The 16,037-nt window shown below is 57.1% G+C and carries 14 protein-coding genes; 5 read left to right on the top strand and 9 right to left on the bottom strand.

The window, feature by feature from the left end; all coding sequences use genetic code 11:
- Window positions 1–21 precede the first annotated feature (21 nt).
- Both A4308_RS16290 and A4308_RS16295 read right to left on the bottom strand, forming a co-directional pair.
- A complete protein-coding gene (locus tag A4308_RS16290) occupies window positions 22–1,062 on the bottom strand; it encodes an NADP-dependent oxidoreductase (RefSeq protein WP_023330497.1) in 1,041 nt (346 codons plus the stop codon).
- A 63-nt stretch (window positions 1,063–1,125) separates the two neighbouring features.
- Entirely contained in the window at window positions 1,126–1,701 is a 576-nt protein-coding gene (locus A4308_RS16295) for a helix-turn-helix domain-containing protein (RefSeq protein WP_014883947.1), read from the bottom strand.
- Between the two features lie 148 nt (window positions 1,702–1,849).
- Here A4308_RS16295 and A4308_RS16300 point away from each other — a divergent pair, with 148 nt between their 5' ends.
- Together A4308_RS16300 and A4308_RS16305 are read left to right on the top strand one after the other, a co-directional pair.
- Window positions 1,850–2,368 (top strand): GNAT family N-acetyltransferase, encoded by a 519-nt coding sequence (locus tag A4308_RS16300; protein WP_045268203.1) that lies wholly within the window; start codon window positions 1,850–1,852, stop codon window positions 2,366–2,368.
- Window positions 2,365–2,814, top strand: coding sequence for a DMT family transporter (locus A4308_RS16305; protein WP_014883949.1), 450 nt, complete (start codon window positions 2,365–2,367; stop codon window positions 2,812–2,814). Before A4308_RS16300 ends, A4308_RS16305 begins: the two co-directional genes overlap by 4 nt.
- A 2-nt stretch (window positions 2,815–2,816) precedes the next feature.
- Here A4308_RS16305 and A4308_RS16310 read toward each other — a convergent pair whose 3' ends face one another.
- A complete protein-coding gene (locus A4308_RS16310; protein WP_014883950.1) occupies window positions 2,817–3,050 on the bottom strand; it encodes a YdcY family protein in 234 nt (77 codons plus the stop codon).
- Window positions 3,051–3,151: 101 nt separating this feature from the next.
- Complete coding sequence (locus A4308_RS16315) at window positions 3,152–4,750, bottom strand: ABC transporter substrate-binding protein (protein WP_045268204.1); 1,599 nt, start codon at window positions 4,748–4,750, stop codon at window positions 3,152–3,154.
- Between the two features lie 283 nt (window positions 4,751–5,033).
- On the opposite strand from A4308_RS16315, the gene A4308_RS16320 reads away from it, so the two are divergent.
- The 3 genes from A4308_RS16320 to A4308_RS16330 are packed head-to-tail and all read left to right on the top strand — an operon-like array spanning window position 5,034 to window position 11,525.
- Window positions 5,034–6,368 carry an SrfA family protein gene (locus tag A4308_RS16320; protein ID WP_045282147.1) on the top strand — a complete coding sequence of 445 codons (1,335 nt, stop codon included), beginning with the start codon at window positions 5,034–5,036 and terminating at the stop codon, window positions 6,366–6,368.
- Window positions 6,369–6,372: 4 nt separating this feature from the next.
- On the top strand, window positions 6,373–9,354 hold the full coding sequence (locus A4308_RS16325; protein ID WP_023330500.1) for a virulence factor SrfB: 2,982 nt from the start codon (window positions 6,373–6,375) through the stop codon (window positions 9,352–9,354).
- The gene (locus tag A4308_RS16330) at window positions 9,351–11,525 is read left to right on the top strand and encodes a virulence factor SrfC family protein (RefSeq protein ID WP_045282148.1); all 2,175 of its coding nucleotides are present in this window, start codon (window positions 9,351–9,353) and stop codon (window positions 11,523–11,525) included. The genes A4308_RS16325 and A4308_RS16330 overlap by 4 nt, the downstream gene beginning before the upstream one ends.
- 124 nt (window positions 11,526–11,649) lie before the next feature.
- On the opposite strand, the gene A4308_RS16335 is transcribed toward A4308_RS16330, so the two are convergent.
- The 5 genes from A4308_RS16335 to A4308_RS16355 form a co-directional block, all read right to left on the bottom strand.
- Window positions 11,650–12,405 (bottom strand): alpha/beta fold hydrolase, encoded by a 756-nt coding sequence (locus A4308_RS16335; RefSeq protein ID WP_063308663.1) that lies wholly within the window; start codon window positions 12,403–12,405, stop codon window positions 11,650–11,652.
- Between the two features lie 86 nt (window positions 12,406–12,491).
- A complete protein-coding gene (locus A4308_RS16340) occupies window positions 12,492–12,665 on the bottom strand; it encodes a GhoT/OrtT family toxin (protein ID WP_014883956.1) in 174 nt (57 codons plus the stop codon).
- A 182-nt stretch (window positions 12,666–12,847) separates the two neighbouring features.
- Window positions 12,848–14,272: an aminobutyraldehyde dehydrogenase gene (patD, locus tag A4308_RS16345; RefSeq protein ID WP_047625853.1), complete on the bottom strand. Its 1,425-nt coding sequence runs from the start codon at window positions 14,270–14,272 to the stop codon at window positions 12,848–12,850.
- A gap of 24 nt (window positions 14,273–14,296) precedes the next feature.
- Entirely contained in the window at window positions 14,297–15,103 is an 807-nt protein-coding gene (locus tag A4308_RS16350; protein ID WP_045282151.1) for an ABC transporter permease, read from the bottom strand.
- Window positions 15,093–16,037, bottom strand: a complete 945-nt coding sequence (locus tag A4308_RS16355) for an ABC transporter permease (protein WP_032636346.1) — start codon at window positions 16,035–16,037, stop codon at window positions 15,093–15,095. The genes A4308_RS16350 and A4308_RS16355 overlap by 11 nt, the downstream gene beginning before the upstream one ends.

The following is a 16,037-nucleotide window of genomic DNA, read 5'->3' on the forward strand; positions in this document are numbered from 1 at the left end:
GAAACCCCGCCATCATGCTTTTTATTTATTGTCACCCGCGACGCGAATCACGACTTTGCCGAAATTTCGACCTTCCAGCAGGCCAATCAGCGCCTCGGGCGCGTTCTCCAGCCCATCCGTGACCTGTTCACGATAGTGAATTTTACCTTCCTGCACCCAGCGCCCCATCTCGTCCTGGAACGCCTTAATGTGGTGGCCATAGTCCTGAGCGATAATGAACCCCTGCATCCGAATACGTTTCTTCAGAATGGTGCCCATCAGCAGCGGCAAGCGATCCGGTCCTTCAGGCAAGCCCGTCGCATTGTAGCCACTCACTAGGCCGCAAACCGGCACGCGCGCAGAGGTATTCAGTAGCGGCAGTACGGCGTCAAAGACTTTCCCCCCGACGTTTTCATAATAGACATCAATCCCTTTCGGGCAGGCGTGCTTCAGCTGGTCGGCAAAATCCGCCGCGTGGTGATCGAGACACTGATCAAACCCAAGAACATCAACGGCATGACGGCACTTTTCTGCCCCACCGGCAACGCCCACTACCCGGCAACCTTTGATTTTGCCAATCTGCCCAACGGTGGCGCCAACCGGACCTGTCGCCGCAGCGACCACCAGCGTTTCACCCGCTTTCGGTTGTCCGATATCCAGTAACCCCATATAGGCGGTAAAACCAGGCATACCCAGAATACCCAGCGACCAGGAAGGATGAGACGGATTGTCGCCCAGCTTGACCAGGCCGCTGCCGTCCGAAAGTTCATATTCCTGCCAGCCGCTGTAGCCCAGCACCCATTCACCGGGTTTGAAATCGGGATGGTTTGACTGCTCAACGCGGCTGACCGTTCCCCCGACCATCACGGCACCCACCTCTACCGGAGGGGAATAGGATGGCGCATCGCTCATGCGACCCCGCATATACGGATCCAGCGACAGCCAGACGGTACGAAGCAACAGCTGCCCCTCAACGGGCGTGGGAACAGGTTGTGTTTCCAGACGAAAATTTTCCGCGACCGGCGCGCCCTGTGGACGAGAAGCCAGCACCCAGCGGCGATTTTGCGAAACAGCGTGATTCATCAGGATCTCCTTCTGCTACAAATGTCATTACAGCCTGGCTCATGAACGGCGTTATCGCTTCCTTTACGAGCCCGACTGGTTAAGCCGTACAACCAGGTAGACACAGCTTTCATTCGTTTCGTTGATGAAACGGCAGTCATTTGGCGGCCCAAGTTCAAGACAGTCACCGGCCTGCATCTCGTGGCGTGTGTCGCCTTCCTGAAACACCAGCTCGCCGGACTGCAGCCAGATGAGCTGACGAGCCAGCGCGTAAGACGATGCGGGCATCGGCACATCGCTCCCGGCAGGCAGTTCTACCTGAACAAGGTCGATGGGCAGATCGGTACGGGGAGAAACATGACGGCGGAGATAGTGCGTTTGCGGGTCGCGCCAGACAGGCTGATTGGCAAGGCGCAGGAGTTTACCTTCCTGCATCTCCGCGCGTGCAATCAGCGTGGACATGCTGATGCCAAACGCGCCGGACAGGCGGGCAAGAAGAGTCGCTGTCGGGCTGCTGTCTCCGCGCTCAATTTTGTGGATCATCGCGCGCGAGACCCCTGCCCGGTCAGCCAGCTCGCTCAGGGACCATCCGCGGGACTCGCGTTCAAGACGAATTCTTGCACTAATTCGTTGATTCATTGTGTCTGTTATTGTGTTCATGACGTCATACTATAGTGTATGAATGGCATTTCAATGGGGTTCTGATAACAAAAAAATAGGGCTTATGGCGTAGCGCCCGGAAGATGCAGTTGTGTAATATCGTATCTACAACGTAATACTATAGTGAACAACACACAGAGGGAACATAATGATCGTTCGTCATGCCTGCAAAGAAGACTGCGCTGCAATAGGAGAGATCTATAACCACGCGGTGCTGCACACTGCCGCTATCTGGAACGATAAAACCGTCGACACCGATAACCGTATCGCGTGGTTTGAGGCTCGTACACTTGCAGGCTATCCGGTTCTGGTGAGCGAGGAAAATGGTGTTATTACCGGATACGCCTCTTTCGGTGACTGGCGAGCCTTTGATGGTTTCCGCCATACGGTAGAACATTCGGTCTATGTCCATCCGGATCATCAGGGCAAGGGGATTGGCCGCACGTTGATGAAAGCGCTGATTAACGAGGCCCGCACCCTCGGTAAACATGTGATGGTGGCCGGTATTGAAGCGCAAAATCAGGCCTCCATTCACCTTCATGAAACCCTCGGTTTCGTGACTACCGGACAAATGCCGCAGGTGGGAACCAAGTTTGGCCGGTGGCTGGACTTAATCTTTATGCAGCTGCAGCTTGACGAGCGCAGCGACCCGGACGCTATTCCATGAATCAATCACTGACGCTGGCATTTCTGGTGGCGGCGGGGATCGGTCTGGTGGTGCAGAATACCTTGATGGTTCGCATCACCCAATCCTCCTCCACCATTCTGATCGCGATGCTGCTCAACTCGCTGGTCGGCATCGTGCTGTTTGTCAGCATTCTGCTGCTGAAACAGGGCGTCGCCGGGTTTAGCGAGCTGGCCGCAACGGTGCGCTGGTGGACGCTTATTCCGGGACTGCTGGGTTCGTTTTTCGTATTTGCCAGTATCAGCGGATATCAGAACGTTGGCGCAGCGACCACCATCGCCGTACTGGTGGCCAGCCAGCTGATCGGTGGGCTGGTGATGGACGTTCTGAGAAGCCATGGCGTTCCACTCCGCGCCCTGGCAGGCCCGGTGTGCGGTGCGGTGATGCTGGTTGTCGGGGCCTGGCTGGTCGCACGACGCCAGTTTTGAGGCTACAGAATCGTGCCGCCTTTGGTCAGCTGTTCCTGCCGCGCGTCCATTTCTTCTTTATGCTGCTTACCGTGATGCGAAATCGCGGTACGCAGACGCTGCTGCTGGGTATAGCGTTCTTCCCGGCTGAGCTCGGCATCATCGCTCAGTTCAATCAGCAGTTCGTTCATATGGGCAATCACGCTCTCGTCGATGGCGGCATCCACGCGGGCGATCACGTCGTTTAAATGTGACATTGTCACTCCTCCTCACGTGCGCGGTGGCGCTACGCTTACCGGGCCTACGGGTGCAAAATGTAGGCCGGGTAAGGCGTAGCCGCCACCCGGCAATAAAATGCTTAGTTCAGCTTCGCTTTTGAAAAATCACTGCCCATCAGGCTCACGCTGTACCCGGTCACGTTGCTGCGGGTCGCATAGAACGTTTTGCCGTTTGCCAGTGCGATCCACGGCGCCTGCTGGTAGAAAATCTCCTGCGCCTGGCCATAGAGCTTCGCACGCTCAGCTGGATTGCTGGTCAGCTTCGCTTTTTGTACCAGGGAATCATAACCTTTATCGCACCAGCGTGCGGCATTTGACCCGGTTTTAATGCTGTTGCAGCCCAGCAGCACATCGGCAAAGTTGTCCGGGTCGCCGTTATCGGACATCCAGCCAAACAGTGCGGAATCATGTTCGCCTTTACGCATTCCGGAGAGATATTCGCCCCACTCGTAAGAGACGATTTTTGCCTTTACGCCCACCTTCGCCCAGTCGCTCTGGATCATCTCCGCAATGCGACGCGAGTTTGGATTATACGGACGCTGAACCGGCATTGACCATAGCGTAACGTCTGCGCCCTTCTCCAGCCCGGCCTGCTTCAGCAGCGCTTTCGCTTTTTCCGGATCGTAGCTGTAATCCTTCAGCTCGTTATTAAAGCCCATCATATTGGGTGGGATCGGCGATTTTGCCACCGTCCCCGACCCCATAAAGACCGCGTTAACGATAGCCTTTTTGTCGGTCGCGTAGTTCAGCGCCTGGCGCACCAGCACGTTATCAAACGGTTTTTTCTCGGTGTTAAACGCCAGATAGCCGACGTTCAGCGCATCAACCGAGTGCAGCGTCAGGTCTTTGTTCTTCTTAATCACCTCAAACTGCACCGGAGACGGCGCGGGTATAATCTGGCATTCGTTGGTCTGCAGTTTCGCCAGACGCGTCTCCACATTTGGCGTGATGGAGAAGATCAGATGTTTGGTCGGCACCTCGCCATCCCAGTAGTTCGGATTAGCGACGTAGCGGATCAGTGAATCCACTTTGTACTGCTGCAGCACATAAGGACCGGTACCGATCGGCCAGGTGTCCACGTTTTCAGGCGTACCTTTTTTCAGCATCGCATCGGCGTATTCTGCGGAGAGAATCGAGGCAAAATCCATCCCCCAGTCGGCCAGGAACGCGGCGTTGGGTTCACTCAGGGTGAACTGAACGTGGTAATCGTCGACTTTTTTGACGTCCTGAATCAGCTTATCAAGACCCACGTCGTTAAAGTATTCATAGTTACCCTGGGACACGTTGTGGTACGGATGCTTAGGGTCTTTCTGACGCATAACCGAGAAAATAACGTCATCGGCGTTAAAGTCGCGGGTCGGCTTGAAGTATTTGTTGCTGTTGAACTTCACCCCTTTGCGCAGGGTAAAGGTATAGGTCTTACCGTCCGGTGAAATCGTCCAGGATTCCGCCAGCGACGGAACCGGCGTGTTTTTCACCGGGTCGAAATTGATCAGGCGGTTGTACAGTACCTGAGAACTGGCGACAAAAGAGGGGCCGGAACTGGCGATTTGCGGGTTGAACGACTCGGGTGACGCTTCAGAACAGTAAATTAAGGTGTCGTTGTTTGCCGCCCACGCGGCACCGGCTGGTAAAAGCGCGCTCAGCGCAAGGGCGAGCAGTGTTTTCCCTGTAGACATGGTTATAACCCTGACAGTTTTATTATATAGGACAGTAATAACAGCACAGCCGTTATGACCTGGCAAATAACGAAACACTATCAGGTTATTCTAAAGCCGCGTTTTTTGCTGGTTTTACGGTCAGCATCCGAAAAGATGATTTGCCTTAAGTGCCATTATCCGTCAAGCACAACCGTCACTTTCTATGCCGCAAGAAATCGGCCCTTTTAGCGTCTCTTCCTCCGTTTGTTTTCTTCCTCGTTTCGTTAAAGTAACGGTGTGAAGAAGTATATGGGATCAAATCGTGGCTAAAACTCTTTTACGCAGCGGTAACCTGGATGATTTTCAGGCCGTGGGCGGCGGCGGACAAGCCGTTTTTGAATCAGCGTTACAAATTCGGGAAGCGCTCCGGTTGCGCAAACAACAGGCTATCGTTGACTGTCTGGCGATTCCGCAGGTCAACGACAGCGGCGACCGCGTGGACTGGTACTCCCCGGTGGAGGGAAACGTCACCAGCTGGAAAGCGGCTGATGAGGACGACCGCTATCGCGCCCTGCGCTATCTGGAAAACACCCTTGCGAGCGTAGAGTCGTTAAGCAAGAAATGCCTTCAGTCGCCGAAAACAGCGCAACAGCTCTTCGGCTCGCTGCTGTCGAAAGCATTTCAGTTCCCTGGGGAAAATTTCGTTTTTCTCGTCGACGGAAAACCGATCCTGTGCTTCTGGGGTTTTGTGAACCTGAATGAAAATGCGCGTGACGATGTCCTCGACTGCCTGCGTGAATCGCTGATCCCTGAGCCCGCCCCTGTTGTGATTGAAGATCCTGAACCCGAGCCCGAGCTAGTGCCCGAACCGGCCATCACCTTTGAAAAAGCTGACGAGCCGCTGATTGCCCCGGTCGCCGCGATACGGATTACGCCGGAAGACCTGTATGCGCCCGAGCCCGCACCGGTTGTTGCGCAACCTGCGCCTGAACCCGCTCCTGTCGTCATCACGAAGAAGCGTCGCGTTCCCCTTTGGACGCTGCCGGTCGCGGCGGTGATCGTTGCCGCTATTGCCGCCCCGCTGATGTGGCCAAAACCGGCCCCTTCTGCAGAGCCCGCGCCTGCGCCGGTCCCTGAGCCCGTGGCTATCGCCCCAAAACCGATCAAAGCCGTTGAGCCACTGGCGATGAATTTACCCCTGCATCAGGCTGAGGTGGTGGCGAGCAAAGAAAAAGAGCCTGAACCCGCTCCCGTGGTGATTGTCGCGATCCCGAAAGATGCCATGGTAATGGAGGCCGGTCAGGTGAAAGCCGGATCGACACGCTTCCTGAACGGTACCTGGCGCGCGATTCTCGACGTGAAAGATCCGGTCACCGGCAAGCCACCGTCAATGCGCTATCAAATCCAGAACAATAAAGGTTTCGCCCGCATAGTCCATGGCGACAATATTGTCTGCCGCGCGGAGATCTTCTCCGGGCTACACAGCAATGGTGAGCTGATGATCAAGAGTCGCGGCACGGCCCGCTGCACCGACGGTTCCCGCTACCCGATGCCGGAAGTCGCCTGTAAAGCCGGCACCAGCGATATCGCAGAATGTCGCGCCCGTTATGATGCCAACACCGTCGTCCCCCTGACGTTCAAGAAAGCAGGTGCCTGATCCTATGCTGGTAAATCTTTGCGACTATAAACAAAGCGTTACGCTTATTGCCAACAGCGGCGTGCAATTCCTCGATTTCGGGCTGACGCCGCAGGACACCGCCAGCCACGGGCGCTTCGTACGTAAGACCGCCAACGGCCCTCTTCTACGCCTCGATTTCGATCTGGTTAACGGGCGCTATACCGTGCCGGGAACGCACGGCGGCCAGCCTGAAGTGGTTAAACCGGAAACGACTATCCCGCTGCAGCAGTCCCTTGCGGTGCTGGACGGCGTCTGGCTTCCCGTCCCGTTCCTGCGTTTCAACCCGCCGCGCACCTTTGTGGAGGGGCCGGATAACTGGGCCCGCGTGCAGGTCCGCAAGCTCGACACCCCCGACACCGCAGGCAATACGCACCGCGTGACCCTCGCCCTCGACAGCCAGATTGCGGAACATGCCACCTCCGCGCTATCGCCGGTTGAAAACGATATTCTGAACGGCACCCGTTTCGCGCTGGCCTGGCGCGATAGCGAGGTTGAAAGCTTCCTCGACCAGACCTGGATTGACGGCTGGCTGCGTGAAGCATTTACCCAGTATGCTGACGGCGTTGAAAATCGTTCTGAACGTGACCTGCATCAGGCGATGCGCAGCTTTGAATATCAGGCTCACTGGCTTAACCTGCTGACCATGCTCGGTGAACAGCTCACCGTGCCGGAAGTGAAATTTGTTACCCATACCCTCAGTACGCCAGCGATTCCGGTCGACCTGATCCTCGACGTCGGTAACACTCACACCTGCGGCGTCATTATTGAAGACCACGGCGATGCGAACGATGGACTGCGGCAGACCGCCGAGTTACAGGTTCGTTCATTGAGCGAGCCGCAATTCCTCAATGAGCCTCTGTTTACCAGCCGTCTCGAGTTTTCCGAAGCACGCTTTGGCAAACAGCACTTCTCGGTTGAAAGTGGACGCGAAGATGCGTTTGTCTGGCCGTCGATCGTTCGCGTGGGTGATGAAGCCCGCAAGCTGGCGATGCAGCGTCTGGGAACCGAAGGGAACAGCGGCATCTCCAGCCCGCGTCGCTATTTGTGGGATGAAACACCGGTGGTGCAGGACTGGCGCTTTAGTCAGATGAACGGCAAAACCCAGCGTGAGCCGCTTGCCACGGCGTTCCCGCTGATGAACCTGATGAACGATGACGGTGAACCGCTGTTTACGTTACCGCAGGACGAGCGACTGCCGGTCTTCTCGCCTCAGTACAGCCGCAGCACCCTGATGACGCATATGCTGTGCGAGCTGCTGGCGCAGGCGCTGGGTCAGATCAACAGCGTCGCCACCCGCCTGCGTCTGGGCTTCCCTGCCTCGCCACGCCAGCTGCGCACCCTGATCCTGACCCTGCCCTCGGCAATGCCAAAGCAGGAGCGCGAGATTTTCCGTCGCCGCATGTTCGAAGCCATCGCCATCGTCTGGAAAGCGATGGGCTGGCACCCGCAGGATGAGGATTTTGCCACCCGCAAACAGCAGGAAAAAAGCGTGGTGCCGGTCCCTGAAATCCAGATGGAGTGGGATGAGGCCAGCTGTGGTCAACTGGTCTGGCTGTATAACGAAGCGATCTCCCATTTTGGCGGCCAGACGGAAGCCTTCTTTGCCTCCCTCGCCCGCACGGATCGTGAGCCTGAGCCGGGTGTGCAGCCCGGCCGCGCATTGCGCGTCGCGTCTATCGACATCGGTGGCGGCACCACGGATATGGCGATCACCCATTATCAACTGGATGACGGCTCCGGTAATAACGTCAAAATCACGCCGCAGCTACTGTTCCGCGAAGGGTTTAAAGTGGCGGGCGATGATACCCTGCTGGACGTGATTCAGCGCTACGTGCTGCCCGCCCTGCAAACGCAGCTGCAGAAATCCGGGATTGCGGACGCCTCGCTGCTCATGGCGTCGCTGTTCGGCGACTCCGGGCGTATTGATACCCAGGCCGTGCTGCGCCAGCAAACGGCGCTACAGCTCTTTATGCCGATTGGCCACGCCATTCTTGCCGCGTGGGAATCCAGTGACGTTGACGATCCGCTGGCTGGCCTGCATGCCACCTTTGGCGATCTTCTGCCGCAGAAACCAACCCGCAACGTCATGAATTATCTGCAGCAGGCGATTGATCATGCCCTGCCTGCGGGCTCAGAAGCGTTCGACCTGTTCGCCGTACCGCTGCACGTCAATTTCCGCGAGATGCAGGATGCGATGCTGGCCGGTCAGTTTACGCTGACCTCTCCGCTTCACGCAGTCTGTGAAGCGATTTCCCACTACAGCTGCGATATTCTGCTGATTACCGGTCGCCCTGGCTGCCTGCCCGGCGTTCAGGCGCTGATCCGTCACCTGCAGCCGGTGCCGGTCAATCGCATCGTCTGGCTGGATAAATACCAGGTACATGAGTGGTATCCGTTCAGTCAGCAGGGGCGCATTGGTAACCCTAAATCAACCGCCGCCGTGGGTGCCATGCTGTGCAGCCTGGCGCTCGACCTGCGTCTGCCGCGCTTCAACTTTAAAGCCGCGGACATTGGCGCGTATTCTACCGTGCGTTATCTCGGCGTGCTGGATAACACCGTTAATACCCTGCGTGAGGAAAACGTCTGGTATCAGGATATCGACCTCGATAAGCCGGGCGCAAAACTCGACGCACGCCTGCACTTCCCGCTACGCGGCAACGTCACCCTCGGCTTCCGGCAGCTGGCGAACGCACGCTGGCCTGCCACGCCGCTTTATACGCTCAGCATCAATTCGGCTGAACTGGCGAAAGCGATTGCCGGTGACGGCGTGCTGAACGTGCGGCTTAAGCTCTGCGGCGGCAGCAAGCAGGAAGGTCCTGAGTCCTTTGAACTGAGCGATGCCTGGCTACAGGACGGCACACCGGTAGCGCCTGACGCCTTAACCTTCAAACTGAATACTCTGGCCGATCGCCGACACAGCGGCAGCCACTACTGGATCGACAGCGGGAGCGTATACCTGAAATGACAGCGACGACCACCACCACTCAGGCGTTAATCGGGTGGATTAATGAGACGCGCATGAATGCCCCTGTTCTGGACAACGATGCTGACGCCCTGCTTGCCCGCATCAACGCGGCGCAGGCGCGAGAGCAGGCTATTGAACGTGCCCTGACCCGCCAGAGCAGCATTGGACTTTACGGTCATTCGCAGAGCGCAAAAGCACACCTGCTGCTGTCGCTGTGCGGCAGCGGTAATGGACGGCTAAACGTTACGCCAGGCCAGCGCACCTTTGACTATTTTTCGCATATCAATCCGGGTCATGCCCTGACCAACATGGCCGTCCGCTTTACCCGGGAAAACCGGGAGGTGGTCGATGAGGCGTTTCCGCTACGTCTGAGTCTGATCACCGAGGCCGAGCTGGTACAGCTGTTTATTGCCCGCACGACGCTGCATCCGCAGATGCGCGCAGTGGATAAGGCGGTCATTGAGACCCGTCTTGAGAAATGGCGTGGCCTGCGTCAGCCGCAGGGCGTACCGGGTATCACGGCGCAGGAAGTGGGTGCCATCGCCCGCTTCTGGCAGTGCACAATACCCGCTGCGAAACAGCAAATTGATGATGCCCTGTGGTATGAGCTTGCCCAACTGGTGCCTTCACTTGATCTCAGCACCCGGGCAAGCGTCTGGTCGCTGCTGTGGGGTGAGCAACAGGAATTCACCCAACAGTGGCTGAAGCTCGCCCATGTTCTGCACCAGACCAGCCATGCCAGCGAGCTTGCTGCTCCGCTGAGTCTGCTGGTAGATAGCTTTGGCTTGCCGGGTGAAGGGTTCCTGACGCATGGCACCTTAACCCAGCAGGACGCACAGGAGACGCTGCTTCATCCGCTGAATAACGGCGACATGCTCAACGCCATCAGCCTCCCGGTTGACGTGCTGGCCTTCCTGACCCGCGAGCTGGTTCTGCCGGTTGAGAGTGGTGCGCTGGATAACGTTGATATCATTGATATTCCGGTCTTTGAAGACAGCAGTGCCGATCCGTTAGCGCAGGCAAAATGTCAGTGGTTGCTCGACCATTACCGCCAGCAGCTACAGCCTGACGTGCTGGTTATCTGCAATTCGACAGCGCAGCACGAGCAGACGGCCAAAAAAGCAAAAGTGTTAATGAACTGGGTCAAAGAGACGCAGCCTGCTGAAGAGTCTGCCCTGCCGGGGCTGGTGTGGGCGATTACCCCGCATGACGCCCGCTTTACCACCCGCCAGAATCTTGATGAAGCCGTACAGCATCTGCTCGGTAAACCGGGTTTACGCTGGGGCACGCTGCAGGCGCTGGATAGCCACAGCATGCAGCGCGTCATTGAGTGGTTGTCTCAGGCCACGCTCCCTGCGCAGCGGCAGAAGCGCCTTGGAACGCTGAAAAGCTTGCTTCGCCAGGAGCTTTCGGCGCTAATGCGCAGTTATCTCGCCCCGCTGGTTGAGGAACCGGCTACCCGACGCGCCCAGGCCGAAAACATGGTGCGCACCCTGCAAAGCAGTGCCGCCCGTCACGGCGAGCTGCTTGAAGGATTGATGCCGCCGATGAAAGCGTTTGAAACACTGCTCGCCGTCCAGCAACCGCGCGAGGAGCAGGTCAATGGGCTGTTTACGGATACCATTGATCTGTTTACCGATAACGCCCAGGAAAGTGCTGGTCAGTTCCAGACGAAGGACAAGGCGCGTCTGGCACACAGAGTATGGATAAATCATCTGCGTCAGTGGAGCCGTAATGAGGCCACGGCCGCCCGTCTCGGTCTGGAACCCGCAGTATTACAGCAAATCGCGGATGTTCTGGTGGTCACCAGCTACCGGCTTAATCTGGCGCAACAGCTTCAGCGTATTGTTGAAGCGGATAAGAGCAGCGCCGCGCAACTGCACGCCGTGATGGGCAATTTCGTTGGCTGGCTGGGGTATGACCAAACGCCTTCAGCAGAGCGTCCGGCAAGCCGCATCCGCAAGGGACAGGCTATCTTCGTTACGCCCGTCGTCAGCAGCGCCGCGCCACGTCTGACGCGTCTGGCGGAACAGCCAGTCCATGCGGCCACCGCGTACGTTTACGACTGGCTGGTTGCCCTCTATAGCCGGGCGATAGAGAACATTGATTACCAGCATCCGCATGATATTCAACCTGACGCACGTCAGGCATTACGGGCTTTAATCATGTAGTTGCCATTCTTGCCGGGTGGCGCTGCGCTTACCCGGCCTACATTCCGCCATAATATCAATACCTTGCACAATTCATCGTAGGCCCGTGCAAGCGTCGCGCCGCCGGGCGAAACTTTTGCGCACATCACTCCGTCATACACCCGGCTAACGTCTGAGCCAGTGCTGACGGATTTTCCCACGACATAGAATGCCCCGCCGCAGGGATAATTTTTACCTCAACGCCTTTCTGCTTCAGATTATCAACATCGTCGTCAGGCAGAGAATGTTCGCCGAAGATTAGCGTCACCGGGCACGAGAGCGACAGGAATTGCGTTTCCCATACCGGCATTACACCCTCAACCAGGCTCTTTGCTCCGCGCCAGACTGCATACGGCGCATTGCTTTGCAGACACCCCGCCCACGCTGAGGTTTCTGCGCTGAGCATGGCGTCATAACCCTGTTCCAGAAACTGCTGTTCGGTTTGCGCCGCAATCGAGCGGCTGAACATCCCACCACCCGCGTGAAAATTAGGTTCCGACACCATCAGTCCTTTAACACGCGGTCCCAGCATTGCCGCCGTTTCAATCGCGATACTGCCGCCCATGCTGTGGCCGTATAACCAGAAGGCATCCAATTCAAGGTGGTCAATCAGCTCTGCCACCACGCGGGCCTGGTCAGTCGTGCGGTAGCTGTAGTGCTCGGGTTTATCACTGTAACCGCTGCCGGGCAAATCAATGAGAATGGCCCGGCGTGCGCCAAACTTAAGGTCACGGACAACGCGGGGATATTCATAGGAAGAGGCACACCCCAGCCCGTGGATGAAGACCACGGGCTCGCCTGAGCCGGGCAAATCATGCCAGCGCACGGTGCAACCCGCCTGCTGCGAGTAAAAACTGTTCATAAGCACTCCTTTTACGATGCACTGTGTATTTATACAGTTATCGAATCAGGAATGCCATGTTCATCTGGAAAAAGTGGAAGCGTGCTTCAGAAAAGCGAGATCAGGAGCGCAACGGGGAAGCTCATCGGCCAGGTCGACCCCACCAGAAACGCGCTGAGCAGGCGGATGCGTTTGCGATCTTTTGAAAGGAACCAGGTAATTAATGCACAGATGGAAGCCATCACTGCGTAAAAAACCAACATCTTTTGATACAACGTCATTCTGTATACCAGAGCCGAAAAAATAACCGCACGCAATATGCGTCATATGTTGATACAGATCAAGTTTTTTCGTTACAGAATAACCACTTAAATATTATGGCTAATAACAATGGAGTAGCTTGCTTAACACGCAGGGCGAAGAAGGAGAATGCCCGGCCGCGCAAGCGGCCAGGCAGGATGGCTTAGTGTTTGATCATCACATGCCGGACGACCGTATAATCCTCAAGTCCGTACACCGACATATCTTTGCCGTAGCCGGATAACTTCATGCCGCCGTGCGGCATTTCGCTCACCAGCATAAAGTGGGTATTCACCCAGGTACAGCCGTACTGCAACCGCGCACTCAGACGATGAGCACGGCCCACGTCTTTGGTCCAGACCGATGACGCCAGGCCATACTGTGAATCATTCGCCCAGGCCAGCACCTGCGCTTCATCGTCAAATTCAGTGACGCTCACCACCGGCCCAAACACTTCGCGCTGAACAATGGCATCGTCCTGTTTTGCCCCCGCCAGCAGGGTCGGCTGGAAGTAGTAGCCAGCCCCCTCCTTTTTGCTTCCGCCCGTCACAACGCTGATATGACCGAGCGCTTTCGCCTGATCGACAGCCTGACAGACGCGTGAAAGGTGAGCGGCCGAACTTAGCGGCCCCAGTTCAGTAGCGGCATCTTCCGGCGCCCCCATTTTGAGGCTGGCGACCGCAGCACCCAGCTTTTCAACCAGCGCAGGATATATGCCTTTCTGGGCATAAATGCGGCAGGCCGCCGTACAGTCCTGCCCGGCATTGTAGAAACCAAACGTTCGCACCCCTTCGACAACCGCGTCCAGGTCAGCATCATCAAAAACGATTACCGGAGCCTTACCGCCCAGCTCCATGTGGGTGCGCTTAATGGAGGACGCCGTATGGCCGATGATATGCTCGCCGGTGGCAATTGAACCGGTCAGCGACACCATGCGGACTTTGTCATGCCCGGTGAGCGGATCGCCAACCGTCTTACCGCGACCAAATAACACGTTCACAACGCCTGCCGGGAAGATATCTTTCGCCAGTTCTCCCAGTTTTAACGCCGTCAGCGGCGTGATTTCAGAGGGTTTGATCACCACGCAGTTACCGGCAGCCAGCGCGGGTGCCAGCTTCCAGGCTGCCATCATCAGCGGGTAGTTCCACGGCGCAATCGATGCAACTACCCCCACCGGATCACGGCGGATCATCGAGGTGTGCCCCTCAAGGTATTCACCTGCGGCCAGACCGTTCAGGCAGCGGGCCGCCCCGGCGAAGAAACGAAACACGTCGACCACCGCCGGAATTTCATCCCCCAGAGCACAGTGGAGCGGCTTCCCGCAGTTGAGCGATTCAAGCCTGGCAAATTCTTCACCCTGCGCCTCAATGGCGTCAGCCAGTTTCAGCAGACATTCCGCACGCGCTTTGGGCGTGGTCTGCCCCCAGTCGATAAAAGCCCCATCGGCGGCCTGAACAGCCGCGTCAACTTGCGCGACAGAGGCTTCAGCAATCTCCAGCAGTACTTCTCCGGTGGCCGGGTTGTATACCGGCTGCTTTTCGCCTTGTCCGGCGACCAGTTCACCCTTTATCAGCAGATGTGTTTGCATAGCATTGTCCTGTTCAAATCAATGTTATTTCCCGCTGCCGGCGATGTTCTCGCCATCGCGGGTTAGCCACCAGGCACCCAGAATGGGGAAAGTTGTCACCAGCATGACCAACAGTGCAACAACGTTGGTGACCGGCACGTCGCGAGGACGGCCGAGCTGATTGAGCAACCACAGAGGTAACGTGCGCTCGTGTCCCGCCGTAAAGGTTGTGACGATGATTTCGTCAAACGACAGGGCAAAGGCCAGCATTCCGCCCGCCAGAAGTGCTGAACCCAGATTGGGCAACACCACATAGCGGAATGTTTGCCACCCGTCGGCCCCGAGATCCATTGACGCCTCCACCAGACTCCAGGAGGTGCGTCTGAACCGGGCAATGACGTTGTTGAACACCACCACCACGCAGAATGTGGCGTGCCCGACAACGATGGTGAAAAAACCCGGTTCAAGGTTGATCGTTTTAAATGCGGTCAGCAGCGCCAGACCGGTAATGATTCCCGGTAAGGCAATGGGCAACAGCAGCAACAGTGAAATGGCGTTTTTGCCAAAAAAGTCGCTTCGCCACAGCGCCGCTGCAGCAAGCGTGCCAAGCACCAAGGCAATGGCGGTGGAGAGCGCGGCAATCTGAAGTGACAACGTCACGGATTCAATGATATCGCCACGCCCCGCCGCCACGCTAAACCACTTGAACGTCAGCCCCTGCGGCGGGAAGCTGAAGGCAGCATCTTCAGTGTTAAAGGCGTAGATCGCGATAATCAGCAGCGGGAAGTGCAGGAAGATGACGCCTCCCCATGCCGCCACTTTCAGGAACAACGGTGCGCGTTCAGAGTGCATCGAATGCTCCCAGACGTTTCACGAACGCCAGATAAAGCGAAATCAGCACAATGGGAACCAGCGTAAACGCAGCCGCCATGGGCATATTGCCGATAGCGCCCTGCTGAGCGTAGACCATGTTACCGATGAAATAGCCCGGCGGCCCCACCAGCTGCGGGACGATGAAATCCCCCAGCGTCAGGGAAAAGGTAAATATCGAACCCGCGGCAATTCCCGGGATCGCCAGCGGCAATACAACATAGCGAAAGGTCTGGCGGGGGCGCGCGCCGAGGTCGGCTGAAGCCTGCAGTAACGACGCTGGCAGACGTTCCAGCGCGGCCTGCACGGGCAGGATCATAAACGGCAGCCAGATATAGACAAAGACCAGAAAGCGCCCCAGCCCGGAGGTGGATAACGTGTTACCGCCTATCGCCGGGAGCGTAAGAAGTGAGGTGAGGATCGGTTCCAGCCCCATATGACTGAGAAACCATTGCGCCACACCATCCTTCGCCAGCAGCAACGTCCAGGCGTAGGCTTTGACAATGTAGCTCGCCCACATCGGCAGCATCACGGCGATATAGAAGAACGCTTTCCACTTGCCGCGGGTGTAACGCGCCATATACCAGGCCATCGGGAATGCCAGAATGGCGCTGGCCAAAGTGACCGCGATCGCCATCGTTAAGGTGCGCAGGATGATGTCGTAGTTTGCCGGATTGAAGAGCGCCTGAATATTCGCCAGCGTCAGGTCCGGCGTGACCGCCATGGTGAAGTCGTCAAAGGTGTAAAACCCCTGCCACAGTAGGGTCAGCAACGATCCGAAATAGACGATGCCAAACCACATCAGCGGGGCAAGCAGCAGCAGGAACAGGCCGAGCGACGGCTTACGCCAGAACAGTGCCGTCATGCGGCTCAAGCGGCCGTGCGGTGCGGGAGGATGAGCGACACTCATATCCAT

This window comes from Enterobacter sp. ODB01, assembly GCF_001623605.1.
Classification (GTDB): domain Bacteria; phylum Pseudomonadota; class Gammaproteobacteria; order Enterobacterales; family Enterobacteriaceae; genus Enterobacter; species Enterobacter kobei.

Bases quoted from the DNA above. Each gene is read 5' to 3' on its own strand.
- A4308_RS16290 (WP_023330497.1), bottom strand. From the start codon at position 1,062: ATGAATCACGCTGTTTCGCAAAATCGCCGCTGGGTGCTGGCTTCTCGT.
- A4308_RS16295 (WP_014883947.1), bottom strand. From the start codon at position 1,701: ATGAACACAATAACAGACACAATGAATCAACGAATTAGTGCAAGAATT.
- A4308_RS16300 (WP_045268203.1), top strand. From the start codon at position 1,850: ATGATCGTTCGTCATGCCTGCAAAGAAGACTGCGCTGCAATAGGAGAG.
- A4308_RS16305 (WP_014883949.1), top strand. From the start codon at position 2,365: ATGAATCAATCACTGACGCTGGCATTTCTGGTGGCGGCGGGGATCGGT.
- A4308_RS16310 (WP_014883950.1), bottom strand. From the start codon at position 3,050: ATGTCACATTTAAACGACGTGATCGCCCGCGTGGATGCCGCCATCGAC.
- A4308_RS16315 (WP_045268204.1), bottom strand. From the start codon at position 4,750: ATGTCTACAGGGAAAACACTGCTCGCCCTTGCGCTGAGCGCGCTTTTA.
- A4308_RS16325 (WP_023330500.1), top strand. From the start codon at position 6,373: ATGCTGGTAAATCTTTGCGACTATAAACAAAGCGTTACGCTTATTGCC.
- A4308_RS16330 (WP_045282148.1), top strand. From the start codon at position 9,351: ATGACAGCGACGACCACCACCACTCAGGCGTTAATCGGGTGGATTAAT.
- A4308_RS16335 (WP_063308663.1), bottom strand. From the start codon at position 12,405: ATGAACAGTTTTTACTCGCAGCAGGCGGGTTGCACCGTGCGCTGGCAT.
- A4308_RS16340 (WP_014883956.1), bottom strand. From the start codon at position 12,665: ATGACGTTGTATCAAAAGATGTTGGTTTTTTACGCAGTGATGGCTTCC.
- patD (WP_047625853.1), bottom strand. From the start codon at position 14,272: ATGCAAACACATCTGCTGATAAAGGGTGAACTGGTCGCCGGACAAGGC.
- A4308_RS16350 (WP_045282151.1), bottom strand. From the start codon at position 15,103: ATGCACTCTGAACGCGCACCGTTGTTCCTGAAAGTGGCGGCATGGGGA.
- A4308_RS16355 (WP_032636346.1), bottom strand. From the start codon at position 16,037: ATGGATATGAGTGTCGCTCATCCTCCCGCACCGCACGGCCGCTTGAGC.